General features: G+C 70.4%; 21 protein-coding genes, 1 tRNA gene and 1 pseudogene. 14 read left to right on the plus strand and 9 right to left on the minus strand.

Annotated elements, in window-relative coordinates; translation table 11 throughout:
- Positions 1–144 precede the first annotated feature (144 nt).
- The 7 genes and pseudogenes from CCS38_RS16450 to CCS38_RS16480 form a co-directional block, all read left to right on the plus strand.
- Positions 145–844, plus strand: a pseudogene (locus CCS38_RS16450) (hypothetical protein); the annotation flags it as partial.
- A 12-nt stretch (positions 845–856) separates the two neighbouring features.
- Positions 857–931: transfer RNA gene (locus tag CCS38_RS16455), tRNA-Gln, on the plus strand.
- A gap of 129 nt (positions 932–1,060) precedes the next feature.
- Complete coding sequence (glmU, locus tag CCS38_RS16460; RefSeq protein ID WP_223734029.1) at positions 1,061–2,542, plus strand: bifunctional UDP-N-acetylglucosamine diphosphorylase/glucosamine-1-phosphate N-acetyltransferase GlmU; 1,482 nt, start codon at positions 1,061–1,063, stop codon at positions 2,540–2,542.
- Positions 2,543–2,648: 106 nt separating this feature from the next.
- The gene (locus CCS38_RS16465; RefSeq protein WP_223734030.1) at positions 2,649–3,623 is read left to right on the plus strand and encodes a ribose-phosphate diphosphokinase; all 975 of its coding nucleotides are present in this window, start codon (positions 2,649–2,651) and stop codon (positions 3,621–3,623) included.
- Positions 3,624–3,864: 241 nt separating this feature from the next.
- Positions 3,865–4,458: a 50S ribosomal protein L25/general stress protein Ctc gene (locus tag CCS38_RS16470; RefSeq protein WP_223734031.1), complete on the plus strand. Its 594-nt coding sequence runs from the start codon at positions 3,865–3,867 to the stop codon at positions 4,456–4,458.
- Positions 4,459–4,588: 130 nt separating this feature from the next.
- On the plus strand, positions 4,589–5,182 hold the full coding sequence (gene pth, locus CCS38_RS16475) for an aminoacyl-tRNA hydrolase (protein WP_223734032.1): 594 nt from the start codon (positions 4,589–4,591) through the stop codon (positions 5,180–5,182).
- A gap of 81 nt (positions 5,183–5,263) precedes the next feature.
- Positions 5,264–5,785 (plus strand): hypothetical protein, encoded by a 522-nt coding sequence (locus CCS38_RS16480; protein ID WP_223734033.1) that lies wholly within the window; start codon positions 5,264–5,266, stop codon positions 5,783–5,785.
- 63 nt (positions 5,786–5,848) lie between these two features.
- Here CCS38_RS16480 and ppc read toward each other — a convergent pair whose 3' ends face one another.
- Positions 5,849–8,536, minus strand: coding sequence for a phosphoenolpyruvate carboxylase (gene ppc / locus CCS38_RS16485; protein WP_223734047.1), 2,688 nt, complete (start codon positions 8,534–8,536; stop codon positions 5,849–5,851).
- Between the two features lie 343 nt (positions 8,537–8,879).
- On the opposite strand from ppc, the gene CCS38_RS16490 reads away from it, so the two are divergent.
- Positions 8,880–9,881, plus strand: coding sequence for an acyl-CoA desaturase (locus CCS38_RS16490; RefSeq protein WP_223734034.1), 1,002 nt, complete (start codon positions 8,880–8,882; stop codon positions 9,879–9,881).
- Positions 9,882–9,888: 7 nt separating this feature from the next.
- Positions 9,889–10,575 (plus strand): TetR/AcrR family transcriptional regulator, encoded by a 687-nt coding sequence (locus CCS38_RS16495; RefSeq protein ID WP_031051412.1) that lies wholly within the window; start codon positions 9,889–9,891, stop codon positions 10,573–10,575.
- A gap of 69 nt (positions 10,576–10,644) precedes the next feature.
- Here CCS38_RS16495 and CCS38_RS16500 read toward each other — a convergent pair whose 3' ends face one another.
- Both CCS38_RS16500 and CCS38_RS16505 read right to left on the minus strand, forming a co-directional pair.
- On the minus strand, positions 10,645–11,007 hold the full coding sequence (locus CCS38_RS16500; protein ID WP_223734035.1) for a VOC family protein: 363 nt from the start codon (positions 11,005–11,007) through the stop codon (positions 10,645–10,647).
- 4 nt (positions 11,008–11,011) lie between these two features.
- On the minus strand, positions 11,012–11,836 hold the full coding sequence (locus CCS38_RS16505; RefSeq protein WP_223734036.1) for a trans-aconitate 2-methyltransferase: 825 nt from the start codon (positions 11,834–11,836) through the stop codon (positions 11,012–11,014).
- A 133-nt stretch (positions 11,837–11,969) separates the two neighbouring features.
- On the opposite strand from CCS38_RS16505, the gene CCS38_RS16510 reads away from it, so the two are divergent.
- From CCS38_RS16510 to CCS38_RS16520, 3 genes are all read left to right on the plus strand, one after another.
- A complete protein-coding gene (locus CCS38_RS16510; RefSeq protein WP_223734037.1) occupies positions 11,970–12,467 on the plus strand; it encodes a MarR family winged helix-turn-helix transcriptional regulator in 498 nt (165 codons plus the stop codon).
- Positions 12,468–12,606: 139 nt separating this feature from the next.
- Positions 12,607–13,389 carry an SDR family NAD(P)-dependent oxidoreductase gene (locus CCS38_RS16515; protein ID WP_223734038.1) on the plus strand — a complete coding sequence of 261 codons (783 nt, stop codon included), beginning with the start codon at positions 12,607–12,609 and terminating at the stop codon, positions 13,387–13,389.
- Between the two features lie 77 nt (positions 13,390–13,466).
- Complete coding sequence (locus tag CCS38_RS16520) at positions 13,467–15,470, plus strand: beta-galactosidase (RefSeq protein ID WP_223734039.1); 2,004 nt, start codon at positions 13,467–13,469, stop codon at positions 15,468–15,470.
- 105 nt (positions 15,471–15,575) lie between these two features.
- Here CCS38_RS16520 and CCS38_RS16525 read toward each other — a convergent pair whose 3' ends face one another.
- From CCS38_RS16525 to galT, 4 genes are all read right to left on the minus strand, one after another.
- Positions 15,576–16,382: a response regulator transcription factor gene (locus CCS38_RS16525; protein WP_223734040.1), complete on the minus strand. Its 807-nt coding sequence runs from the start codon at positions 16,380–16,382 to the stop codon at positions 15,576–15,578.
- A 427-nt stretch (positions 16,383–16,809) separates the two neighbouring features.
- Positions 16,810–17,985, minus strand: a complete 1,176-nt coding sequence (galK, locus tag CCS38_RS16530; RefSeq protein ID WP_223734041.1) for a galactokinase — start codon at positions 17,983–17,985, stop codon at positions 16,810–16,812.
- 154 nt (positions 17,986–18,139) lie between these two features.
- Positions 18,140–19,111: a UDP-glucose 4-epimerase GalE gene (gene galE, locus CCS38_RS16535; RefSeq protein WP_223734042.1), complete on the minus strand. Its 972-nt coding sequence runs from the start codon at positions 19,109–19,111 to the stop codon at positions 18,140–18,142.
- Positions 19,108–20,154 (minus strand): galactose-1-phosphate uridylyltransferase, encoded by a 1,047-nt coding sequence (gene galT, locus CCS38_RS16540; RefSeq protein ID WP_223734043.1) that lies wholly within the window; start codon positions 20,152–20,154, stop codon positions 19,108–19,110. Before galT ends, galE begins: the two co-directional genes overlap by 4 nt.
- A gap of 232 nt (positions 20,155–20,386) precedes the next feature.
- Here galT and CCS38_RS16545 point away from each other — a divergent pair, with 232 nt between their 5' ends.
- Positions 20,387–22,057 (plus strand): sodium:solute symporter family protein, encoded by a 1,671-nt coding sequence (locus tag CCS38_RS16545; protein ID WP_223734044.1) that lies wholly within the window; start codon positions 20,387–20,389, stop codon positions 22,055–22,057.
- Positions 22,058–22,077: 20 nt separating this feature from the next.
- Complete coding sequence (locus tag CCS38_RS16550; RefSeq protein ID WP_223734045.1) at positions 22,078–22,413, plus strand: hypothetical protein; 336 nt, start codon at positions 22,078–22,080, stop codon at positions 22,411–22,413.
- Between the two features lie 12 nt (positions 22,414–22,425).
- Here CCS38_RS16550 and CCS38_RS16555 read toward each other — a convergent pair whose 3' ends face one another.
- Both CCS38_RS16555 and CCS38_RS16560 read right to left on the minus strand, forming a co-directional pair.
- A complete protein-coding gene (locus tag CCS38_RS16555; RefSeq protein WP_030617335.1) occupies positions 22,426–23,133 on the minus strand; it encodes a helix-turn-helix transcriptional regulator in 708 nt (235 codons plus the stop codon).
- Positions 23,134–23,399: 266 nt separating this feature from the next.
- Positions 23,400–24,954 (minus strand): PQQ-binding-like beta-propeller repeat protein (locus CCS38_RS16560; RefSeq protein ID WP_223734046.1); only part of this gene is annotated, 1,555 nt, incomplete at its 5' end.

Raw genomic sequence — 24,954 nt, forward strand, 5'->3', positions numbered from 1 at the left:
CCCTACGGGCGCCCGCCCCCGATTTCCGGCCACGCCCACCACCCTGCGACCCGTCCGTTACGGACCAGTACCTGCGACTTTCCCTCGAACCGGCGAATCACCCACATTTTCGGCACATCTGTCTACCGCGAGCGCGACGTTTTGCTCCACGTCCACAACAACGACCTCCTGAACCGCCTCCTGGACGGCACCCCGGTCCCGGAGTGGACCAAACGCCCCAACGCGAAGGACGACCTCCGCACCAGAGCCCGCGAACTCCGCTCCCAGGGCATGACCTACGACCGGATCCAACTGGAGCTCGGCTGCTCGAAGAGCTCGATCTCCTTGTGGGTACGGGATCTCCCGAAGCCGGAGGGGCGCGCACCCGGCGAGCAGGCCAAGATCGCCTCGCAGAAGCGCTGGGAGCACGAGCTCGCCGTGCGCGACGTGGAGCGACAGAAGACGAAGGCCGCCGCCCGGGAAGAGATCGGCAAGCTGAGCGACCGCGAACTGTTCCTCATCGGCGCGGGCCTCTACTGGGCCGAGGGCTCCAAGGACAAGCCGTACCGCCGAATCGAGGTCGTCACCTTCGTCAACAGCGACCCCGACATGATCCGCGCATACCTCCGCTGACTGGACCTGCTCGGCGTCGGTCGCGACCGGCTCCACCTTCACGTAACGATCCACGAGTCGGCGGGCGTAGCACAATCCGAAGACGGTGCGGAAGAACGTCGGCGAGGGGTACCGCGGCTGCCTCGTGATCCGGGTCAAACAAGGCGCCGACCTATACCGTCGCATTGAAGGCTGGTGGTGCGGCATAGTGTTGGGTGCTGAACGGGATCACCCGGGCCGATGTCCGGTTTAACCCCGTTTACCATCCCCTGTGGTGTAATTGGCAGCACTGAGGCTTTTGGTGCCTTATGTCCGGGTTCGAGTCCTGGCAGGGGAGCCAGGCTGCACCACTGCTCAGTTCGGGTCCTGACGGCATCGTCGGGACCCGTCCGAGTTTCGGCTGCAATACGCACCGGTATCCTTCGGGTGTCCACCACCCGAAGTAGCCAAGAAGCCGAAGGGCATCCCCGTGAGCGCCAACCGCCCGGCAGCCGTCGTCGTTCTCGCAGCGGGTGAGGGCACCCGCATGAAGTCGGCGACCCCGAAGGTCCTGCACGCGATCTGCGGCCGCTCCCTCGTCGGCCATGTCGTCGCCGCCTCCCGTGAGCTGGACCCCGAACACCTCGTCGTGGTCGTGGGCCATGCCCGTGAGCAGGTGACCGCGCATCTCGGCGAGATCGACGCGAGCGTCCGTACGGCGGTGCAGCATGAGCAGAACGGCACCGGGCACGCCGTCCGTATGGGGTTGGAAGAGCTGACCTCCGGGGGGTCCGGCGAGGCCGGTGCCCCGGGTGTCGAGCTGGACGGCACCGTGGTCGTCGTGTGCGGCGACACGCCGCTGCTGACCGGGGAGACCCTCAGGAAGCTCGCCGAGACGCACGCCGCCGACGGCAACGCTGTCACCGTGCTGTCGGCCGAGGTGCCGGACGCGACCGGGTACGGCCGGATCGTGCGCGACGAGGCGACCGGCGCGGTCACCGCGATCGTGGAGCACAAGGACGCGAGCGACGCGCAGCGGGCGATCCGGGAGATCAACTCCGGCGTGTTCGCGTTCGACGCGCGGCTGCTGATCGAGGCGCTGGGCAAGGTGCGGACGGACAACAGCCAGGGTGAGGAGTACCTCACGGATGTGCTGGGGATCGTGCGGGAGGCCGGGCACCGGGTGGGTGCGGCGGTGGCGGCCGACCACCGGGAGATTCTGGGGATCAACAACCGTGTGCAGCTGGCGGAGGCGCGCCGGCTGCTGAACGACCGGCTGCTGGAAGCGGCGATGCTGAGTGGTGTGACGGTGGTGGATCCGGCGTCGACGTGGGTGGACGCCACGGTGACGTTCGGGCCGGATGCGGTGGTGCATCCGGGTACGCAGCTGCTGGGCAGTACGCATGTGGCGTCGTTCGCCGAGGTGGGGCCGCAGTCGCGGCTGGCGGACACGGCGGTCGACGAGGGCGCTGTGGTGTCTTTCACGGTGGCGGACGGCGCGAAGGTCGGACCGGGGGCGAGTGTGGGTCCGTATGCGTATCTGCGGCCGGGTACGGAGCTGGGGCCGAAGGCGAAGGCCGGCACGTATGTGGAGATGAAGAACGCTTCGATCGGTGAGGGCACGAAGGTGCCGCATCTGTCGTATGTGGGGGATGCGACCATTGGTGAGTACACCAACATCGGTGCTGCGAGCGTCTTTGTGAACTATGACGGTGAGGCGAAGCATCACACGACGGTGGGGTCTCACTGCAAGACGGGGTCGGACAACATGTTTGTGGCTCCTGTCACGGTCGGGGACGGCGCGTACACCGCGGCCGGCTCCGTGATCACCAAGGATGTGCCCCCGGGTTCGCTGGCTGTCGCGCGTGGTCAGCAGCGGAATATCGAGGGCTGGGTCGCTCGTAAGCGACCGGGAAGCGCCGCCGCGCAGGCCGCTTCGGCTGCTCGTCAGCAGAGTGAGGGCGAGCAGTGACCGGGCAACGGGTGCGCCGTGCGGGGCGTACCGTGATAAGCGCACGCAACGTGGTCGGCGCAGGCAAAGCGCCCTCATGTTTGAGAGCTTGGCAAGGAGATTTGCTGTGACCGGGATCAAGACGACCGGCGAGAAGAAGCTGATGCTCTTCTCCGGCCGCGCCCACCCCGAGCTGGCGGAGGAGGTTGCTCACCAGCTGGGTGTCAGCCTGGTCCCGACGAAGGCTTTCGACTTCGCGAACGGTGAGATCTACATCCGTTATCAGGAGTCGGCGCGTGGTGCGGACTGCTTTTTGATTCAGAGCCACACGGCTCCCATCAATAAGTGGATCATGGAACAGCTGATCATGATTGATGCTCTGAAGCGCGCCTCGGCGCGGAGCATCACGGTGGTCATTCCCTCGTACGGTTATGCCCGTCAGGACAAGAAGCACCGTGGTCGTGAGCCGATCTCGGCGCGTCTGGTGGCGGATCTGCTGAAGACGGCGGGTGCGGACCGCATTGTCACGGTGGATCTGCACACGGACCAGATCCAGGGCTTCTTCGACGGTCCGGTGGACCATCTGTTCGCGCTGCCGGTGCTGGCGGACTACGTGGGCGCGAAGGTGGACCGGAACAAGCTGACGGTCGTCTCCCCCGACGCGGGCCGTGTGCGCGTCGCGGACCGCTGGTGCGACCGGCTGGACGCGCCCCTCGCGATCGTGCACAAGCGGCGTGACAAGGACGTGGCGAACCAGGTCACGGTCCACGAGGTCGTGGGTGACGTGAAGGACCGGGTGTGTGTCCTGGTCGACGACATGGTGGACACCGGTGGCACGATCTGCGCCGCGGCCGACGCGCTGTTCGCGAACGGCGCGGCGGACGTGATCGTCACCGCCACGCACGGCATTCTGTCCGGCCCGGCGGCCGACCGTCTGAAGAACTCCAAGGTGAGCGAGTTCGTGTTTACGAACACGCTGCCGACCCCGGGTGAGCTGGAGCTGGACAAGATCACGGTGCTCTCGATGGCCCCGACGATCGCGCGTGCGATCCGTGAGGTCTTCGAGGACGGCTCGGTGACGAGCCTGTTCGAGGAGCAGTGAGCTGATTCCCTGCTTATCCGGGGTTCCGCTCAGGAGCTTCCGCAGATCCCCGCGCCCTGAGGGCGCTGAAGATCGATTTTCGAGGCGGCCTCCCCGCCGGGTAGACTCACGGAGTTGCTCGGCGAGGGAGGCCGTACTCGTAGGTACGGCTGTCCGTTATCGACGCGCTCTTCGTAGCAGGTCTGTCGTGGGCCGGGTGACGGTCGTCAGATCCGTTGAGAAGTACTACGAGGAGTGCATCATGGCCGAGGTCAAGATTTCCGCCGAGCTGCGTACCGAGTTCGGCAAGGGCAGCGCCCGCCGTCTGCGTCGCGAGGACAAGGTTCCCGCGGTCATTTACGGTCACGGCTCGGAGCCGCGCCACGTTGCGCTGCCGCACCACGACACCCTGATGGCGCTGAAGAACTCGAACGTCCTGATCAGCCTGGACATCGAGGGCAAGCGCGAGCTGGTGATCCCGAAGGCCGTGCAGCGCGCCACGATCCGTCTCGGCATCATCGAGCACGTCGACCTGCTGCTGGTCCGCCAGGGCGAGAAGGTCTCCGTCGAGCTGCCGATCCACACCGAGGGCGAGCTGGCCCCGGGCGGCAACCTGCTCGAGCACGTGCTGAACACCCTGCCGGTCGAGGCCGAGGCGACCCACATCCCCGAGTCGGTCACCGCCGACATCTCGGGTCTGGACGCCGGTCAGTCGGTGCTGGCCAAGGACATCAAGCTGCCGGCCGGTGTCTCCCTGGGTGTCGAGGACGACGCGGTCGTCCTGCAGGTCGTGGCCGCGCAGGCCGAGGCCGCCGCCGAGGGCGAGGGTGAGGGCGAGGAGGGCGCCGAGGGCTGAGCCTCGGGCCACCTCTGACGGTCGCCGCCTCTGACGGTTTCCGTCATCGGTTCTTCCGCCGCCGTCCCGTTCGTTGCGAGCGGGGCGGCGGTTTTTTTACGTACTGTTTCTTACGTGCAGGAGTGCAGCGGTGAGTGAGGACTCGGCGAGCCCGTGGCTGGTGGTGGGGCTGGGTAATCCCGGTCCCGAGTACGCCGCCAATCGCCACAACGTGGGCTTCATGGTGGCCGATCTGCTGGCGGAGCGGATGGGTGGCCGGTTCAAGGCGCACAAGGCGCGGGCGCAGGTGGTGGAGGGCCGGTTCGGTCCTCCGGGGCCGGGGAGCCGACGGGTGGTGGTGGCGAAGCCGTCGTCGTACATGAATCTGTCGGGTGGTCCGGTGACGGCGCTGCGGGATTTCTACAAGGTGCCGGTGGAGCGCATTGTGGCGGTCCACGATGAGCTGGACATCGATTACGGGGCGCTGCGGCTGAAGCTGGGTGGCGGGGACAACGGTCACAACGGGCTGAAGTCGATGACGAAGTCGCTGGGTGCGGAGTATCACCGGGTGCGGTTCGGGATCGGGCGGCCGCCGGGGCGGATGCAGGTGGCGGACTTTGTGCTGAAGGACTTCTCGTCGGCGGAGCGCAAGGAGCTGGACTACTTCGTGGACCGGGCGGCGGATGCGGTGGAGGCGCTGGTCACAGAGGGGTTGGAACGGGCGCAATCCGCCTACAACTCCTGAGCGGGACAGCGCGGGACGACGCCTGACGAAGCGTTCTGATCGAGTTGACCGGGCGTACTCGCATGGCCAAGGATCGCCGCCATGTCCAGGACAGGTACGAAGGGGTCCAAGAAGCGCAGCCGCACCAAGCGGGCGGGCGAGAGCGCCTTCGGGCTGCTGCTCGTCGTGAAGAACCTGCTGATGGCGCTGCTCGCGTTGCTGCTGCTGGTGGCGGGTGCGTGGACGTCGTGGAGCACGGCGCAGTACGCGATGCTGGTGCAGGCGAAGGAGCGCGGCACGATGACGGTCGCGTCGTGCGAGGAGGACCGCTGCTGGGGTCCGTACGTGCCGACGGGCGGCGACGGGGAGCGGCGGGCGAAGGTCGTGCTCGCGGAGGCGGCGGCCCCGGAGAAGGGGCAACTGGTCGAGGTGACGGTGGAGCCCGATTCGGACCGTGCGGTGCGTACGGGGCCGGGCGGCATTCTGTACGCGTGGGCGCCGCTGGGCGGGTCGCTGCTGCTGGCTTCGCTGGTGGTGGCCGGGGGCTTGCGTATGCGGCGGACGGCGTGGGGCGTCGGTCTCGCGGGCGTCGCGTTGCTGGTGGCGGCGTTCGTCACGTTGTAAGTCAGCCGAAAGGGCCGGGTGCCGCGGAGAGCGGCGCCCGGCCCTTTCGTGGTGTGCGGCAGGTCAGCCGGTGTTGCGCAGACCCGCGGCCACGCCGTTGACGGTCAGCAGCAGGGCCCGGGCCAGTACCGGATCCGCTTCCTCGCCGCGCTGGGCGGCCTCGCGCTGGCGGGCGAGGAGGGAGACCTGGAGGTAGGACAGCGGGTCCAGGTAGGCGTCGCGGATGCGGAAGGTCTGCTGGAGGACGGGGTTGGCTTCCAGCAGTTCGTTCTCCTGCGTGATCCGCAGGACTTCCTGGACGGTGAGCTCGTGCTCGGCCTTGATGACGTCGAAGACGTGCTTGAGCTCGTCGGGCACGAGGGTGTCGACGTAGTGCTGGGCGATCCGCAGGTCGGTCTTGGCCAGCGTCATCTCGACGTTGGACAGGAAGTTGCGGAAGAAGTGCCAGTGCTCGTGCATCTCGGCGAGTACGGCGTCGGAGCCGGCTTCGCGGGCGGCCTTCAGGCCCGTGCCGACGCCGAACCAGCCGGGGACGATCTGCCGGGACTGGGTCCAGCCGAAGACCCACGGGATGGCGCGGAGGCCGTCGAGCGAGACGCCCGAGCCGGGGCGGCGGGAGGGCCGGGAGCCGAGGTGGAGTTCGGCGAGCTGATCGACCGGGGTCGACGCGAGGAAGTACGCCGGGAGGTCCGGGTCCTCGACCAGGCGGCGGTAGGCGCCGTGTGCGGCGTCGGAGACGGTCTCCATCGTGGCGTCCCAGCGGGCCAGCGCCTCGTCGGACTGGCGCGGCGCGGTGTGCAGGGCGGATGCCTGCAGGGTGGCCGCGACGGTCAGTTCCAGGTTTTCGCGGGCCAGGGACGGCACGAGGTACTTGTCGGAGATGACCTCGCCCTGCTCGGTGACCTTGATCTCGCCTTCGAGGGTGCCGTAGGGCTGGGCGAGGATCGCGTCGTGGGAGGGGCCGCCGCCGCGGCCGACGGTGCCGCCGCGGCCGTGGAAGAGGCGCAGGCGTACGCCGTGCCGGTGGGCGACGTCGCGGAGGAGTCGCTGGGCTCGATGGATCTCCCACTGCGAGGTGGTGATGCCGCCGAACTTGGACGAGTCCGAGTAGCCGAGCATGACCTCCTGGACGTCGTCGCGGAGGGCGACGAGGCGTCGGTAGGAGGGGTCGGAGAGCATCTCGTCGAGGAGCTGGTCGGCGATCTTCAGCTCGTCGGTGGTCTCCAGGAGGGGGACGATGCCGACCTTGGCCCAGCCGGCGTGCAGGTCGATCAGGCCGGCCTCGCGGGCCAGCACCGCCGCCGCGAAGACGTCGTCGGAGCCCTGGCACATGGAGATGATGTAGGACTCGACGACCTCGGGGCCGAAGGTGGCCTTGGCCTTGCGGATGGTCTCGAAGACGCCGAGGGTCTTGGCTCCGGCCGCGTCCAGGGGCGCGGGGGTGGAGGCCAGCGGGCGGCGCGAGCGCAGTTCCTTGGCGAGGAGCTTGCGGCGGTAGTCGCGCGGCATGTCGACGTAGCGCCAGGACTCCTCGCCGAGGCGGTCGAAGAGCTGGCCGAGGGCGTGGTGGTGGGCGTCGGCGTGTTCGCGGACGTCCATGGTGGCGAGCTGGAGGCCGAACGCGGCGATCGTACGGATCGTGCGCTCCAGGCGGCCGTCGGCGACGAGGCCGCCGCGGTGCTCGCGCAGCGAGGTCTGCAGCAGGGCGAGGTCGTCGAGGAGCTCGCCGGTGCCGAGGTAGTCACGCCCGGGGACGTGCGGGGTGTCGTTGGCCAGGCGCTCGCGGGTGTTGACGAGCTTCTGGCGGATGCAGGTGGCCTTGAGGCGGTAGGGCTCCTCGGAGTTCAGCCGCTTGTAGCGGGGGCTGATCTCGGGGAGGAGTTCCAGGTCCTGCTGGAGGGAGGCGAGGAGTTCCTCGGTGGCGCCGCAGTTGCGGATGGAGTTCGACAGGGCGCCGCGCAGCTCATCGATGTGCTCCAGCGCGTCGGTGATGCCGTGCTCGTGCTGGAGGATGAGGACGTCCCAGGTCACCTGGGGGGTGACGTTGGGGTTGCCGTCGCGGTCGCCGCCGATCCAGGTGCCGAAGGTGAGGGGGCGGGTGCCGGGCGGCAGCTGCACGCCGGCCCGCTCCAGCTCGGCGGCGAGGTCCTCCAGGACGTCGCCGACGGCGCCGCGGCCGAGCTCGTCGAGGTAGTAGATGGCGTTGCGGGCCTCGTCGGTGGGCTCCGGGCGCGCCACGCGCAGCTCGTCGGTCTGCCAGATCAGGTCAATGTTCTCGGCGAGGCGGAGGTCGGTGCGGCGGCGGTCGCCGGCGTCGGTGGTCTCCAGCAGCTCGGCGACCTTGCGGAGCTTGGTGAGGACGGAGCGCCGGGCGGCCTCGGTGGGGTGGGCCGTGAAGACGGGGCGTACGCCGAGGCGGGCCGCGGTCGCGCGGAGATGCTCGGGGTCGGCGTCCTTGAGCATGTCGGCGGTGCGGGCGAGGATGCCGCCCTCGGCGGCGCGCCGGGTGCGCAGCTCGCGGCCGCGGTGCACCTGCTCGGTGACGTTGGCGAGGTGGAAGTACGTGGAGAAGGCCCGCACGAGCTTGGTGGCGGTGATCAGGTCGGTGTCGCCGAGGAGCTCGGCGGCGGCCTCGCCGTCGGTGCGCGTCAAGGCGCGTACGCGTTCCACCAGATCGAGGAGCTCGGGGCCTTCCTGGCGTACGAGCGTCTCGCCGAGGAGATCGCCGAGGCGGCGGATGTCGGCGCGCAGGGCGCCATTGCCGGCGTCCGCCGTGTCGGGGGCCCCGGGGCGCGGGGTCTGCTGTGCGGCGTCGGGAGAGATGTCGGCACTGCTCACAGGTGCGGCTCCTTGCAGTGTTGAGCACGTCTGGGCTGGTGGGTGTCTTGTGGACACTCCTTTGTGGCGGGTTGCGGACCGCGCTGTCCGACGCCTCAAGAATAGATCTCCGCTTTTCGGGCGGTCATACCGTCCGCTCTGTGAGAGGAGCTGTCGGGCCGGTCACACCCTTGTACGGTGTGGCGGCACTGCCATACTTACGAGACCGTAGGTTACGGAACCGTAGCCCTGCCACCGACCCCAGCGAGGGACACACATGACCGCTGGCCCTGAAGTCGTCGAGAAAACCCCGAAGCCCGCCGAGAGCGCGCCGCCGCCGGCGACGCTGGGCGGCGACAGCAAACGTTCCGTGGAACAGATCGCGCTGCTGCTGTTCATCGTCCTGCCGTTCCTGGCACTGGTGGCCGCGGTGCCACTGGCCTGGGGCTGGGGTGTGAGCTGGCTCGATCTGGGGCTGATGGTGGCGATGTACTTCATCGGCTGCCACGGCATCACGATCGGTTTCCACCGCTATTTCACGCACGGGTCGTTCAAGGCGAAGCGCCCGCTGCGGATCGCGCTGGCGATCATGGGGTCGCTGGCGGTGGAGGGTCCGCTGGTGCGGTGGGTGGCGGATCACCGCCGGCACCACAAGTTCTCCGACGCGGAGGGTGACCCGCACTCTCCGTGGCGTTACGGCGAGACCGTGCCGGCCCTGCTGAAGGGCCTGTGGTGGGCGCACATGGCGTGGATGTTCGACGAGGAGCAGACGCCGCAGCACAAGTTCGCGCCGGATCTGATCAAGGACCCGGCGATCCGCCGGATCTCCCGCCAGTTCGTCCTGTGGACGTCCGTGTCGCTGCTGATTCCGCCGCTGGTCGGCGGGCTGGTGACGATGTCGTGGTGGGGCGCGTTCACGGCGTTCTTCTGGGGCTCGCTGGTGCGGGTGGCGCTGCTGCATCACGTCACGTGGTCGATCAACTCCATCTGCCACGCGGTGGGCAAGCGTCCCTTCAAGTCCCGGGACCGCTCCGGGAACGTGTGGTGGCTGGCGATCCTGTCCTGCGGCGAGTCCTGGCACAACCTGCACCACGCGGACCCGACCTCCGCGCGGCACGGCGTGCTGAAGGGGCAGCTCGATTCCAGTGCCCGGCTGATCCGCTGGTTCGAGCAGCTGGGGTGGGCGTACGACGTGCGCTGGCCGAACGCCTCCCGGCTCGACTCCCGCCGCCAGGAGAACGACTCCCGCCGCAAGGACAAGGCCGCCCAGGCGGCATGATTGACGGGTGGCGATCGATGGCAGCAGCGTGAGTGGCAGTAAGGACAGAGCGTCTTCCGGTGCGGGCGCGCGGCGTGCGCGGCGGGTCCGCATGACGGGCAAGGAGCGCCGGGAGCAGCTGCTGGACATCGGACGCACGGTGTTCGCCGAGCGGGGCTTCGAGGGCACGTCGGTGGAGGAGATCGCGGCGAAGGCCGGGGTGTCCAAACCGGTGGTGTACGAGCACTTCGGCGGCAAGGAAGGGCTGTACGCGGTCGTCGTGGACCGGGAGATGCGGCAGCTGCTGGACATGGTGACGGGTGCCCTGACCGCGGGGCACCCGCGCGAGCTGCTGGAACAGGCGGCGTTCGCGCTGCTGGACTACATCGAGACCTACACCGACGGCTTCCGCATCCTGGTGCGGGACTCCCCCGTGGCCCAGTCGACGGGTACGTTCGCGTCGCTGATCAGTGACATCGCCACTCAGGTCGAGGACATCCTGGGCCTGGAGTTCAAGGCCCGCGGGTTCGATCCGAAGCTGGCGCCGCTGTACGCGCAGGCGCTGGTCGGGATGGTGGCGCTGACGGGCCAGTGGTGGCTGGACGTACGCAAGCCGAAGAAAGCGGAAGTCGCCGCGCATCTGGTGAACCTCGCCTGGCACGGACTGGACGGGCTGGAGCCGAAGCCGCGGCTGATAGGCCATCGCAAGGCGTGACCTCTTGTCACACCCGCCCCAAAGTTCACCCGAAAGAGTGAGCAGCGCAGGGGACCCGCGTGCGCCGGGTCAGAACAGAAGTTCGAGGAATTCCAGCCGGTTGCCGACGGGGTCGTGGGAGTAGAAGCGGCGGTGGCCCGGGAGGCTGTCGTCCCAGGTGACATCCGCGCCGTGGGCAGCGAGGCGGGCGGCGAAGGCGTCGATGCCGGTGACGAGGATCCCCGGGTGAGCCTTGGCCGACGCCCGGAAGCCGTCCTCGATGCCGAGATGCAGCCGGACCGTACCGGCCTCGAACCAGCAGCCTCCACGCCCGGCAAGCGCCGCCGGCTTCGGGGCCCGGACCATGCCCAGCACGCCCTCGTAGTAGACGCACAGTGCTTCCTCCGAGCCGGGTGGCGCGGCGAGCTGGACGTGGTCGAGGCCGGTGATCATGCCCTCAGGTCTCCTTACGGGCCACGGCGAAGATCCGCCGGAAGGGGAAGACCGTGCCGTGCGGGCCGGTCGGATACTCCTTGCGCAGCAGGTCGCGGTACTGATCGAGGAATTCCGCGACCGCTTCCGGGTCGCCGTCCAGGGCGGTGAGGACGGGGCGCAGCGCGGTGCCCTTCACCCAGTCCAGTACGGGATCCTCGCCCTGCAGGACCTGGACGTACGTGGTCTCCCACGTGTCCGCGGAGCAGCCGAGGTCGATCAGCCGCTCGAGGTACTCCTCCGGCTGGAGGATGTGCACGAAGTGCCGGCCCTTGCCGCCGAGGCGGCTGCGCCACTGAGGGGTCTCGCACAGCTCGCCGAGGAGGGCGTGGCTGGGGGAGGTGAAGTTGCCGGGGACCTGGAGGGCGAGGGTGCCACCGGGCGTGAGGGAGTCGATCCAGGGGGCGAACGAGTCGGCGTGGCCGGGGACCCACTGCAGTGCCGCGTTGGAGACGATGAGGTCGAAGGGCTCGTCGGGGATCCAGGTGGCGGCGTCGGCAAAGGCGAAGTCCAGCAGGCCGCCGCCGGGCGTGGGGCCCGCGTACGACTCCGCCCTGGCCAGCATGTCGGCGGAGCTGTCGAAGCCGGTGATGTGCGCGTCGGGCCAGCGGTCGGCTATCAGGGCCGTGACGTTACCGGGGCCGCAGCCCAGGTCGGCGATGCGCGGACGGTGCGCCGTGGGCAGGTCGGGTATCCGGGCGAGCAGGTCGAGGAAGGGGCGGGTGCGGTGGGTCGCGTGACGGAGATACTGTTGTGGGTCCCAGGTCGGCGCAACGTGGGTGTCGTGCATGGTCGAACCCCTCTGCTGGTACGGGCCAAGGCCGGTGGAGCAGGAACTGTCTGCCGACGCTGCCCAATCGTCCAGCAAAATATATCTTGACGTCAAGAGACTTCATGTCGACACAACCACTACACTGATCGTCATGGAGGACGAGGTCGACCGACTGGTCGCAGCATGGCGCCGCGAGCGCCCCGACCTCGATGTGGAACCACTCGAGGTGCTCAGCCGTATCAGCCGGCTCGCCCGGCATCTCGACCGCGCGCGGCGGCTGGCCTTCTCGGAGGTGGGCCTGGAGCCCTGGGAGTTCGACGTGCTCACCGCGCTGCGCCGCGCGGGCTCTCCGTACCAGCTCTCCCCCGGCCAGCTGCTCACCCAGACCCTGGTCACCTCCGGCACCATGACCAACCGTATCGACCGGCTCGCCAAGAAGGGCCTCGTCGAGCGGCTGCCCGACCCCAGCGACCGGCGCGGCGTCCTGGTCCGGCTCACGACGGAAGGCCGCGACCGCGCCGACCAGTCCCTGGCCGGGCTGCTCACCCAGGAGCGGGCGATCCTCGCGGAGCTTTCCCGCGCGGAGCGCGGCGAACTGGCGGGTCTGCTGCGGCAGTTGACGGCCCCGTTCGACAACATCCCGGGCTGAGCGCCCTGTAAGGGGCGCGGGGAACTGCGCGCCCAGCCACAACGGCGTCGCGCCCGGCGACCGGGTTGTATCCCCACGGCGGTGCCCCGCAAGTCGCGCCCTCTTGCCTGCAAGGGCCCCGTCCACTTGGATCGCGGCCATGAGCCAGCAGCGCGACATGCCGCCCGCAACGGCGCGGTTCGGCGGCCGCACCCACCTCGTCACCGGCGCCGCCTCCGGGATCGGTGCCGCCACCGCCGACCGGCTGGCCGCCGAGGGGGCCCGGGTCCTCCTCCTCGACGTCGACGACGAGCGCGGTGAGCGCACCGCGCGCCGCATCCGCGCCGCCGGCGGCACCGCCTCCTACGAGCACTGCGACGTCACCGACGAGGCCGCCTGGCAGCGCGCCGTGGAAGCGGCCAGAGGCCGCTACGGGCCCGTCGACGGCCTGGTCTCCAACGCCTTCACCCGCTACGTCGCGCCCGCCGACCGCACCCCGCGCGCCGACTGGGACCACCAGCTCGCCGTCAACCTCACCGGCGCGTTCCTCGGCGTACGGGCGGCCCTGGAGGACCTGCGCGCCCGGCAGGGCGCCGTCGTGCTGACCTCCTCCGTGCACGCCCTCTTCGGGCTGCCGGGGCGGCCCGCGTACGCCGCGTCCAAGGCGGGCCTCACCGGCCTCGCCCGGCAGCTGGCCGTGGAGTACGGGCCCGACGTACGGGTGAACTCCGTGCTGCCCGGGCCGATCCTCACGCCCGCCTGGGAAAGCATCTCCGAGGAGGACCGCGAGGCGACCGCCGCGGAGACCGCCGCGGCCCGGCTCGGCCGCCCCGAGGAGGTCGCCGCGACGATCGCCTTCCTGCTCTCCCCGGACGCCTCCTTCGTCACCGGCGCGAGCCTCGTCGTCGACGGCGGCTGGAGCGTCCTGAAGAACTCGTCCTGACCAGCGAACCCGTATCAAGCACCACAGCAGCGACCAGCGACCACGCGATCCGACAAGCCCCCAGGGGGGAGCGCGCGATGGGAATCCGGTTCGGCGGGGACTACAACCCCGAGCAGTGGCCCGAGGACGTACGGGCCGAGGACCTCGTCCTCATGAAGCAGGCGCACGTCACGATGGTGACCGCCGGGATCTTCTCCTGGGCGGGGGTCGAACCCCGGCCGGGCGTCTACGACTTCGGCTGGTTCGACCGCGTCATGGACGGCCTCGGCCAGGCCGGCATCACGGTCTGCCTGGCCACCATGACCGCCTCACCACCGCCCTGGCTCGCCCACCGGTACCCGGAGATCCTCCCCGAGGACGCCGACGGCACCCGCCGCTGGCCGGGCGCCCGCCAGCACTACTGCCCCTCCAGCCCGGTCTACCGCGAGCACGCCGTCCGTCTCGTCGAACGCCTCGCCCACCGCTACGCCGGCCACCCCGCGCTCGCCCTGTGGCACATCGGCAACGAGTACGGCTGTCACACCCGGCAGTGCTACTGCGACGTCTCGGCCCGCGACTTCCGCCGCTGGCTCCGCGAGCGCTACGGCACCGTCGAAGCCCTCAACGACGCCTGGTCGACCGCCTTCTGGTCGCAGGCGTACGGCGACTTCGACGAGGTGCTGCCGCCGCGCGCCGCGCCCGCCTCCGCCAACCCCGCGCAGCAGCTGGACTACCTCCGCTTCAGCGACGACGCGCTGCGCGCCTGCTACCTCGCCGAGAAGGACGTACTGAACCGCGTCACCCCGGACGTGCCGGTCACCACCAACCTCATGCCGGACCACAAGCCCGTCGACGCCTTCGGCTGGGCCCGCGACATGGACGTCATGGCGCTGGACTTCTACCAGGACCCCTACGACCCCGACGACCACATCCGCGCCGCCTACAACTTCGACCTGATGCGCTCGGCCCGCGGCGGACAGCCCTGGCTGCTGCTCGAACAGGCCCCCGGTGCCGTCAACTGGCGCCCCCGCAACGGCCCCAAGCCGCCCGGCGCGATGCGGCTGTGGAGCTGGCAGGCCGTCGCCCAGGGTGCCGACGCGGTGCTCTTCTTCCAGTGGCGGCAGTCGCTCGGCGGCGCCGAGAAATTCCACTCCGCGATGGTCCCGCACGGCGGCACCGGCACCCGGATCTTCCGCGAGGTCACCGAGCTGGGGCGGGAGCTGGCCGCCGTACCGGGTATCGAGGGCACCCGCTCCGAGGCACAGGTCGCGCTGCTCGCCGACTGGGACAGCAGGCGGGCGTTGGAGCTGGACTCCCGCCCCTCCACCGCGCTGCAGGCGCCCGAGCGGGCTCTGGCCCACTACCGCCCGCTGTTCGAGGCCGGCGTCGCCTGCGACGTCGTGCCCCCGGACCGGGACCTGACCGGGTACCGCCTGGTCGTCGTGCCCAACCTCTACCTGCTGCGCGCCGAGGACGCCGAGCGGCTGGCCGCGTACGTACGCGACGGCGGGCACCTGCTGGTGTCGTTCTTCTCCGGCATCGTCGACGCGCACGACCGGGTGCACCCCGGCGGCTACCCGGCGCCGCTGCGCGAGGTACTGGGCCTGCGGGTCGAGGAGTTCTGGCCGCTGGACGAGCGCGCGGTCGTCCCGCTGCGCGGGCGGTACGCGGGGCGCGCCGACCTCTGGGCGGAGGACATCGTCCTGGAAGGCGCGGGCTCCGTCGTGGACTTCCTGTACGACGGGCTACGGCCCGCGATCACCCGGCACGGCCACGGCCGGGGCACCGCCTGGTACGTCGGTACGCGTCCCGACCCGGCGCTGATGCGGGCCCTGATGGACGACGTACGGGAGGCGGCGGGCGTCACGCCCGTACTGCCGGGGCTGCCGCCCGGCGTGCAGGCCACCGTGCGCGCCGATGCCCGCGCCCGCTATCTCTTCCTGCTCAACCACGGACAGGAGCCGGCCGAGGTGGCGCTGCCCCGGCCCATGACCGACGCGCTGGCGCAGGCCACACCGCGGGCGGCAACCGTGCATCACCTCACCCTGCCCGCCCGCGGCGTGGCCGTCCTGACGGAGCCCGGCCCGCAAGCCGGCTCCTGATCCGCGGCCCCGGACGGCGGGGCGGTCAGGGTCTGCCGGCGGCCGTACCCGGACGGCCGCCGGCCGCCGTACCGGCCGGGGCGCGGCCGCCGGTCCACGCGCGCCTCACGGCACCGAGACCGACGCCGACGGCACCGGCTGCGCCGCCGGGGACGACGGGGGCGGCTCCAGCTCGACCGGCCCCACCCCGGCCCGGCGCGCCAGCGCCACCGCCGCGAGCGTGGAGTGCACGCCGAGCTTGCCCAGGACGTTCTGCATGTGCGTACGGACCGTGTGCGGCGAGAGGAACAGCCGCTCCGCGACCGCCTTGCGGCCGAGCCCCGCGACCATGCAGCGCAGCACCTCGCGCTCGCGCGGAGTCAGCGACTCCACCAGCCGCTCGCTCTCCGTACGGTGCTTGCGGGCCGCCGTCAGCTCCCGCAGCACGCCGGTGAGGAGCGCGGGCGGCAGATGCGTCTCGTCCCGCAGCACGCCGCGGATCACGGCCAGCAGGCGGGAGAGCGAGCAGTCCTTCGCGACCCAGCCGCCCGCCCCGGCCTGCAGGGCGGACGCGGCCCTGCGCGGGTCGTCCTTCTCCGCGAGCACCACGGCGCGCACCATCGGGTGCGCGGTGCGGACCGAGGTGACCAGCGAAATACCGTCCACGGGCGCGCCGTCGGCCGCGCCGTCGCGGTGGCCCTGCGGCCGCATGGGGACGGCCGCGAGCGGTGCGACGGCGGCGCCGAGGTCGGCGTCGACGAGCATGACGTCGAAGCGCCGGCCTTCGGAGGCCGCCCGCTCCAGACTGCGCAGGGCCGCCGGTCCGCTCCCGGCCGCCGCCACGTCCACGTCCTGTTCGGCCGCGAGGGCTGCCGCCAGGGACTCGGCAAAAATGCGGTGGTCGTCGACCACCAAGACCCGGATGCGTTGCACTGAGGACCCCCTGTCTCGGGGAAACGGGCAGAAACGGGTACGTGCGCCCGGGGGCGGGGTCGACGCAGCGGCACGGCCGCCGCCGTGCTGCGTTCGCTGTCCCGCCCCGGGCGCCGTACCCTCACCTCCCCGCGCCGCGTTCGGCGGAGAGGGTCCAGCTCGCCCCCTGATCGGCACCGGCCCCCACCGGTGCTCTGTTCAGCGTACGTATGGGGTCCGGCAACGGAAGCCGATTGGCAAAACTGCCCGACCCATGTGTTCAGGGTGGGGCAGTCGGCTCACCACGGGGCACCAGTAGCGGGTGATCGGCTCATTCCGACCGGTTACCGCCGGGCGCCGGCGGGGCAATCGGACAGTCGCGCCGACCGGCTGACAGTGCGTCGGGAGTGTGCGGGGGCATGCTTTTGCGCCTCCGCCACCGCCCGGTTCACGCCAGCCGCCGGGCCCCCGCGCTCGGCACGGCGGTGAAGATCCGCGGCGCGGCGTGCCCGGCGGCCGCGAACGCCTCGGTGACCGCCTTGCCCACGGCCTCCGCTTCCGCCTCCGCCACCAGCACGATCGCCGACCCGCCGAAGCCGCCGCCGGTCATCCGGGCGCCCAGCGCACCCGCCTCGTTCGCGGCGTCGACCACCAGGTCCAGCTCGGCGCAGGACACGGCGAAGTCGTCGCGGAGCGAGGCGTGCCCGGCCGTCAGCAGCGGGCCGATGCCGCGCGGGTCGCCCGCGTCGAGGCGCGCCATGACCTCCTCCACCCGCCGGTTCTCGGTCACGATGTGCCGTACCAGGGGCCGTACGGCGGCCTCGTCCGCGAGCGACTCCAGCGCCTGGCGCAGGCCGTCGTACGCCACGTCGCGCAGGGCGCGTACGCCCAGTGCCCGCGCGGCCCGCTCACAGCCCGCGCGGCGTTCGGCGTAGGCGCCGTCACCCAGCTCGTGCTGGACGCGGGTGTCGACGACGAGGAGGCGCAGCCCGGCCGCCGCGAGGTCGAAGGGGACCTGGCGGCGGGTGAGGTCGCGGGTGTCCAGGAGGAGCGCATGGCCTTTGGTGCAGCAGGCCGAAGCGGTCTGGTCCATGATCCCGCAGGGCACGCCGACGAAGGCGTTCTCGGCGCGCTGGGCGAGCCGGGCCAGCTCCTGGCCGTCCAGGCCCAGGCCGTACAGGTCGTTCAGCGCGAGGGCGGTGGCGACCTCCAGGGCCGCGGAGGAGGACAGCCCGGCGCCGGTGGGGACGACGGAGTCGAAGTGCAGGTCGGCGCCGCCGTCCACCGGGAGTCCGGCCTCCCGCATCGCCCACAGCACGCCGGCCGGGTAGGCGGCCCAGCCGCCGTCGGGCGCCGGACGCAGGTCGTCGGTGCGCAGCTCGACGATGCCGCCCTTGACGTTGCCGGAGTGCAGGCGCAGCACGCCGTCGGTACGGGGCGCGGCCGCGGCGGTCGTGGTGTGCGGGAGGGCCAGCGGCATCACGAAGCCGTCGTTGTAATCGGTGTGCTCACCGATGAGGTTGACCCTGCCCGGCGCGGCCCACACCCCCGCAGGGGCGGTTCCGTACACCTCGCGGAAGGCGGCCTCCGTGCGGCGTGCGCCGTGTGCCGTGTCGTTGCTCAACTCGGACTCCTTCGTCCAGCTCATTGTGCGAATGCCCGGGCCCGGGTGCGGCGCCGCTTTGGCTGAGCGCGCAGTTCCCCGCGCCCCTGAAGGGGCGCGGGGAACTGCGCGAGCGACCACGACGGTGGCGCGCCCGGCAGCGGTGCTGCGGCCCCTACCGGGTTGCCGCCCGGCCCTCCTGGGCGAAGGCCCACGCATCCGCCACGATCTCCGCCAGGTCCGCGCGCTTCGGCTGCCAGCCGAGGCGGTCGATGGCGGTCTGGGCCGAGGCGACCAGGACCGCGGGGTCGCCGCCGCGGCGGGGGGCGACGACCTCGGGGATCGGGTGGCCGGTGACCTTGCGGACGGTTTCGATGACCTCGCGCACGGAGAAGCCGTTGCCGTTGCCGAGGTTGCAGATCAGGTGCTCGCCCGCGACCGCGGCGTCCAGCGCCAGCAGATGCGCGTCGGCGAGGTCGGCGACGTGGATGTAGTCGCGGACGCAGGTGCCGTCCGGTGTCGGGTAGTCGTCGCCGAAGACGGAGATGTGCTCGCGGCGGCCCTGGGCGACCTGGAGGACGAGCGGGATGAGGTGCGACTCGGGGTCGTGCCGCTCGCCGCAGTCGCCGTACGCGCCGGCCACGTTGAAGTACCGCAGCGAGACCGCGGCCAGGCCGTGCGCCGCGCACTCGCCGCTGATCATGTGGTCGACGGCGAGCTTCGAGGCGCCGTACGGGGAGGTGGGCGCGGTGGGGTCGGTCTCCGTGATGGGCGTGTGCACGGGCTCGCCGTACGTCGCCGCCGTGGAGGAGAAGACGAGCGTGCGCACGCCCGCGACGCGCATCGCCGCGAGCAGGTCCATCGTGCCGCCGACGTTGTTGCGCCAGTACTTCTCCGGGTCCACGACGGACTCGCCGACCTGCGAGAACGCGGCGAAGTGCAGGACAGCGTCGAAGGAGCGGTCCAGCCACTTGGCCGCGTCCTGGACCCGGCCCTCGATGAACTCCGCGCCCTCGGGGACGCCCACGCGGTGGCCGGTGGACAGGTCGTCCAGGACCACGACCTCGTGGCCGGCTTCCAGCAGGTGTGCCGCCACGACGCTGCCGACGTATCCCGCTCCGCCGGTGACCAGGTATTTCTTGCTCACGTGCTCGCTACCTCTCGCAGTCGCTGCGCCGCGGCTTCCGGCGGCACATCGTTGATGAACACATTCATGCCGGATTCGGAACCCGCGAGAAACTTCAGCTTGCCGGGAGTGCGTCGGATGGTGAAGAGCTCCAGATGGAGGGCGAAGCCGTCGCGGTGCGGGGAGCGCACCGGCGCCTGGTGCCATGCGGCGATGTACGGCGTCGGCGGCTCCCCTTCCCCGAAGATCCGGTCGAACCGTCGCAAGACTTCCAGGTACAGCTGTGGGAACTCTGTGCGCGCGTCCTCGTCGAGCGCGAGCAGGTCGGGGACCCGGCGCCGCGGGTAGAGGTGCACCTCGTACGGCCAGTGCGCCGCGTACGGGACGAAGGCGACCCAGTGCTCGCCCTCCAGGACGACGCGGCTGCCGTCGGCGAGTTCGTCGGCGACGACGTCGTCGAAGAGGTTGCGGCCGCCCGTCCGCTCGGCGTGCGCGGCGGCCGAGGCGATCATCCGCTCGGTGCGGGGCGTGACGAAGGGGTAGGCATAGATCTGGCCGTGCGGGTGGCCGAGGGTCACGCCGATCTCGGCGCCGCGGTTCTCGAAGCAGAAGACCTGCTCGACGTCCGGGAGCTGCGAGAGCTCGGCGGTGCGGTCGGTCCATGCCTCCAGGACCAGCGCGGCCTGCTCCTCGGTGAGGTCGGCGAAGGAGGCGTGGTGGTCGGAGGTGAAGCAGACGACCTCGCAGCGGCCGGTGGAGCCGGCGAGCGAGGGGAAGCGGTTCTCGAAGACGGCGACGTCGTACTCGGCGGCGGGGATCTCCGAGAGCCGGCCCTCGCGCGAGGGGCACAGCGGGCACTCGTCGGCCGGCGGATGGTAGGTCCGGCCCTGGCGGTGCGAGGCGACGGCGACGGAGTCGCCGAGAAGGCGGTCGTGCCGGATCTCGGAGGCGGTGGTGACCTGCGGCAGGGGGCGCTCGTCGACCGCGTCGCGCACGACGTCGTCACGGGAGTCGTAGTAGATGAGCTCCCGGCCGTCCGCGAGCCGCGTGGACGTCTTTTTCACTGTTGCTCCTCGCCAGACGACCAAACACAAACGAACATAATGAACCACGAGCCAACACTTCCGTCAACGCTGGGGACGGAGCGGTACGCCCGCTCGCACCCAGCGTCACCAAAAAGGGCAACTCGATCACGATCCAACAAACAAAACCAACAAAAGTGTTCAGTTTCCGAGCGACCGCGCGTAACTTGCTGCTCGTTCAAGCCACCGGCGCCACGCAACGAAGCGAGACCCCATGATCACGATGGCCGAAGGGCTACGCCTCCCTACCAACGGGCTCGACTACACCATCCTGGCGATCTACTTCGCCGTCGTCCTGGGCATCGGCTTCGCCGCCAAACGCAGCGTGAAGACCAGCCTGGACTTCTTCCTCTCCGGCCGGTCGCTGCCCGCGTGGGTGACCGGCCTCGCGTTCGTCGCCGCCAACCTGGGCGCCACCGAGATCCTCGGCATGGCCGCCAACGGCGCGCAGTACGGCGCGTACACGGTGCACTGGTACTGGATCGGCGCCATCCCCGCCATGGTCTTCCTCGGCCTGGTGATGATGCCCTTCTACTACGGCTCCAAGGTCCGCTCCGTACCGGAGTTCCTGCTGCACCGCTTCGGGCCGTCCTCGCACCTGCTGTCCTCGATCATCTTCGCGGTCTCGTCCGTGCTGATCGCGGGCGTGAACCTCTACGCGATGGCGATCGTGCTGGAGGCGCTGCTGGGCTGGCCGGAGTGGGTGGCCATCGTCGTCGCCGGCTTCTTCGTCCTCGCGTACATCACCATCGGCGGCCTGTCCTCCGCGATCTACAACGAGGTCCTGCAGTTCTTCGTCATCCTCGCCGCGCTGATCCCGCTGACCGTCGTCGGCCTCAAGCGCGTCGGCGGCTGGGACGGGCTGACCGGCAGCCTCACCGACAGCCACGGCGGTGACTTCCTCACCGCCTGGGGCGGGACCGGCATCGGCGAGGCCAACCCGCTGGGCGCCAACTGGCTGACGATCGTGCTCGGCCTCGGCTTCGTGATGAGCTTCGGCTACTGGACCACCAACTTCGCCGAGGTGCAGCGCGCGCTGTCCGCGAAGAACGGCTCCGCCGCCAAGCGCACCCCGCTCATCGCCGCCTTCCCCAAGATCTTCATCCCGCTGGTCGTGGTCGTGCCGGGCCTGATCGCGCTGGTCATGGAGCCCTCGCTGGGCAAGACCAAGGACGGCCTGCAGTACAACGACGCCATCCCCGTGCTGATGCGCGACCTGCTGCCCAACGGCGTCCTCGGCATCGCGGTGACCGGTCTGCTCGCCGCGTTCATGGCCGGTATGGCGGCGAACGTCTCCTCGTTCAACACGGTCTTCACCAACGATATCTGGGCCGCGTACCTGAAGAAGGGCCGCGAGGACACGTACTACCTGAAGACCGGCCGGGTGGTCACCGCGGTGGGCGTGCTGACCGGCATGGGGACCGCGTTCATCGCGTCCTCGTTCAGCAACATCATGAACTACCTGCAGACGCTGTTCTCGTTCTTCAACGTCCCGCTGTTCGTGGTGTTCATCATCGGCATGTTCTGGAAGCGGACCAGCGCCGCCGCCGGCTTCTGGGGCCTGCTCTCCGGCACCGTCGCCGCGATGGTCAACTACTTCTGGTTCTACAAGCAGGGCGTCATCTCGATCCCCTCCGACCAGGGCGCCAACTTCGTCTCCTCGATCGTGGCGTTCGTCGTCGGCGCGGTCGTGATGTTCGTGGTCACCCTGGTGACCAAGCCCAAGTCCGCCGAGTCGCTGGCCGGCCTGGTCTACGGCACCACCTCGCCCGGCATGGAGGAGCTGCCCGCCGAGGGCGACGACGCGTGGTACCGCAAGCCCGCCCTGCTGGGCTGGGGCGCGGTCGTCCTCGCCGCCCTCTGCTACATCCCCTTCTCCTTCTGAGGCACCGAGGAGCACAGATCATGAGTGACTACCAGCACGAGGTCGAGGAACTGGAGCGCAAGTCCGCGACGGCGGCCCGGCTCTTCGACGTACGCCGCATCATCGGCGGGCTCTTCGTCGTCTACGGCGTGATCGTCACGATCGCCGGCATCACGGCGTCCGACGCGGACCTGAAGAAGGCCCAGGACATCAACATCAACCTCTGGACCGGCCTCGGGATGCTCGCCCTCGGCCTGTTCTTCCTGGTCTGGATGAAGCTGCGCCCGGTCGCGGCACCGGCCCCCGAGGAGACCGGCGCCACGGCCGACGGCACGAGCGGCGGCACGACCGGCACCGCGTCCGGCACGAGCGACTGACGCGCCGCGCGTTCACTGCGGCGGGGCCTGCTGCGGCCCCGCCGCGTTCGCGTTGCTGACCGCGGCCCGGTCCAGCAGCCCCGTACGGGCCGCCAGCGCCGCCGCCTCCAGCCGCGAGCCCACCCCCAGCTTCATCAGCACCCGCTGCACATGCGTACGGGCCGTGCTCGGCGCAATGCCCATACCGGCCGCGATGAGCCGGGTGTCCTCGCCCTCGGCGACCCGGACCAGCACCTCGACCTCGCGCGGGGTCAGCATCTGCAGCAGCCGGGCACCCTCGTCGTCGGGCTGCGCCGCCGGATGCAGCAGCTCCTCGAACGCCTGCTGGAGCAGGGCCGGGGCGATCGCCGCCTCACCCGCCCTGGCCTTCATCATCGCCCGCTCCACGCCCTCGATCCGCTCGTCGTGGCGGACGTAACCGGACGCGCCGGCCGCGAACGCCGCGGCGATGCCCCGCGGATTGGGCACCGGACCGAGCACCACGACCGCCACCTGAGGCCGCTCCTTCTTGATCCGTACCACCGGGTCGAACACTCCCGGCTCGGCGGGCGCTGCCGTCCCCAGGAGGCACACCTCCGGCGCTCTGCTCACCACCAGATCCGCCGCCCCGGCACTCGGCGCGGCCGCCGCGAGCACTCTGTGCCCGCGCAACTTCAGTGCCGAGGCGAGCGCCTCGGCGAGCAGGCGGTGGTCGTCGACCACCATGAGCCGCACGCCCATTCAGCAACCCCCCATTCCCCGGCGATATCAGCCCCCCGATCTCCGCCGGGCCCCTTTGCATCCGGAAGCTACACGCTTGTTCGACATCGCGCGCCCCCTACCGGGCAGAAGCCCGTCGGAATGCTGAAATCCCGGCCATTCTGGGCCACTTGCCATCAGCTGCCGATCATTTCTTTCCAGAGACGGACGGACCCGATACGACAACGGCCCCGCCCTACAGTGCGTAGGACGGGGCCGCCGGACAGGCTCTCGGGCCTGCGGGTTTCTCAGTTGCCGAAGGCCAGGCCCAGGTACTTGCCGTCGCCCAGGCCGTACTTCGTGCCGGACATGATGTCCTGGTTCAGGAACAGCCGGCCGTGCGCGTACACCGCGCGGGTCATACCGGGGCGCAGCGAGCGGGCCGCGTCGGCGGTCTCCTTCGGGAGGTTGAGGAAGACCGTCTTCTTGCCCTGCTGGGCCGGGTCGATGCTGACGACCTGACCGCCCTTGTCGCTGTAACCGTCCTGGTAGGCGATGAGCTGGTCGCCGGCCATGCGGAGCGGCACGATCTCCTGGTTGACCTCCGAGGTCGCCTTCCAGGTCGCGGAGCCGGTCTTCAGGTCGAAGGCGACGATCTCGTTCTGCTTGTCGAAGGACTCACCGCCCACCGCGTCGTGCGACTTGGAGGGCATGTAGAGGTACTTCTCGTCCGCCGTGGCGGTGATGCAGCGTTCCACACCGCCGCTGATGCCGCAGTTGGGCTTGTACTTGTCCTTCTCCAGCGAAATCTGTGCCTGCTGCTTGCCGGAGTCGTCGATGACGACCATGTCCGTGATACCGGCGTCACCCGCGGAGATGCCGATGACGACCGGGCCGTTGGTGGAGACCACCTCGGCGCTCTCCACGCCCTTCGGCGCGTCATAGGTCCACTTGGGCTTGCCGGTGGCCGGGTCGATCTCCTGGACCTGAGTGGTCTGCGAGCCGTACTCACCGCAGCGCAGCACCGCGACGAGCTTCTTGCCGCCGCCGATGCCCCGGTCCAGGCACTGCATCGAGGGGTCGTTGCCGTTGTCGCGGCGGTGCCACAGCTCCTTGCCGGAGATGTCGTACGCGGCCTCGCCGCCGCCCGGCCAGGAGGCGACGACCGCGCCCTGGCCGAAGGTGACGCCCATGCCGAGGCTGGACGCCTGGTCGCCGCCGGGCATCGTCTTCTGCCAGTCGAACTTGCCGGAGTCGATGTCCAGCAGCGCGATCCGGCTGCAGGGCTCGCGGTCGTTCTCGCCCTTGCGCGGACCGGCCTCGAAGACGACCGCGGCCTTGCCCTCCTCGGTGGCGTACGGCGAGGCGCCGCAGATGATGCCGTCCATGGGGAGCTTGTACTTCGGCTTCTTCGCGGCCAGGTCGTAGCCGACGATCTCGGCCTTGCTGACCTTGGCGTACGTCTTCGCCGTCGCCCAGGCGCCGTTCAGCGCCACCACCGACTTGTCCGGCGAGGGCAGCGGCACATTGAAGAGCAGCTTGCCCGTGGAACTGCCGGGCTTGGTCTCCGCGTTCAGCGCGACCTTGCCGCCCTTGAGCGCCGATGGCGCGTCCCCGCCCTTGCCGCCGCCGTCGGTGCCCTCGCTGGAGCCCTGGGCGTTCGGCGCCGGGTCGTCACTGCCGCTGTTGGCGAACCACACGCCGCCGCCGACGATCAGTGCGATCGCGACCACCGCGGCGACGACGATCATGATGCGGGTGCGCTGCTGGTTGCCGCCGCCCTGCGGGGGCATGCCGCTGCCGGGGAACTGCGCGACGGGCGGGTAGGGGGCGCCGTACGGGCCGGGGGCGCCCCCTACCCGC

This window comes from Streptomyces purpurogeneiscleroticus, assembly GCF_020024005.1.
GTDB classification, from domain to species: Bacteria; Actinomycetota; Actinomycetes; order Streptomycetales; family Streptomycetaceae; genus Streptomyces; species Streptomyces purpurogeneiscleroticus.

Bases quoted from the DNA above. Each gene is read 5' to 3' on its own strand.
- CCS38_RS16470 (WP_223734031.1), top strand. From the start codon at position 3,865: ATGGCCGAGGTCAAGATTTCCGCCGAGCTGCGTACCGAGTTCGGCAAG.
- CCS38_RS16480 (WP_223734033.1), top strand. From the start codon at position 5,264: ATGTCCAGGACAGGTACGAAGGGGTCCAAGAAGCGCAGCCGCACCAAG.
- CCS38_RS16490 (WP_223734034.1), top strand. From the start codon at position 8,880: ATGACCGCTGGCCCTGAAGTCGTCGAGAAAACCCCGAAGCCCGCCGAG.
- CCS38_RS16500 (WP_223734035.1), bottom strand. From the start codon at position 11,007: ATGATCACCGGCCTCGACCACGTCCAGCTCGCCGCGCCACCCGGCTCG.
- CCS38_RS16505 (WP_223734036.1), bottom strand. From the start codon at position 11,836: ATGCACGACACCCACGTTGCGCCGACCTGGGACCCACAACAGTATCTC.
- CCS38_RS16510 (WP_223734037.1), top strand. From the start codon at position 11,970: ATGGAGGACGAGGTCGACCGACTGGTCGCAGCATGGCGCCGCGAGCGC.
- CCS38_RS16515 (WP_223734038.1), top strand. From the start codon at position 12,607: ATGAGCCAGCAGCGCGACATGCCGCCCGCAACGGCGCGGTTCGGCGGC.
- CCS38_RS16520 (WP_223734039.1), top strand. From the start codon at position 13,467: ATGGGAATCCGGTTCGGCGGGGACTACAACCCCGAGCAGTGGCCCGAG.
- CCS38_RS16545 (WP_223734044.1), top strand. From the start codon at position 20,387: ATGATCACGATGGCCGAAGGGCTACGCCTCCCTACCAACGGGCTCGAC.
- CCS38_RS16550 (WP_223734045.1), top strand. From the start codon at position 22,078: ATGAGTGACTACCAGCACGAGGTCGAGGAACTGGAGCGCAAGTCCGCG.
- CCS38_RS16555 (WP_030617335.1), bottom strand. From the start codon at position 23,133: ATGGGCGTGCGGCTCATGGTGGTCGACGACCACCGCCTGCTCGCCGAG.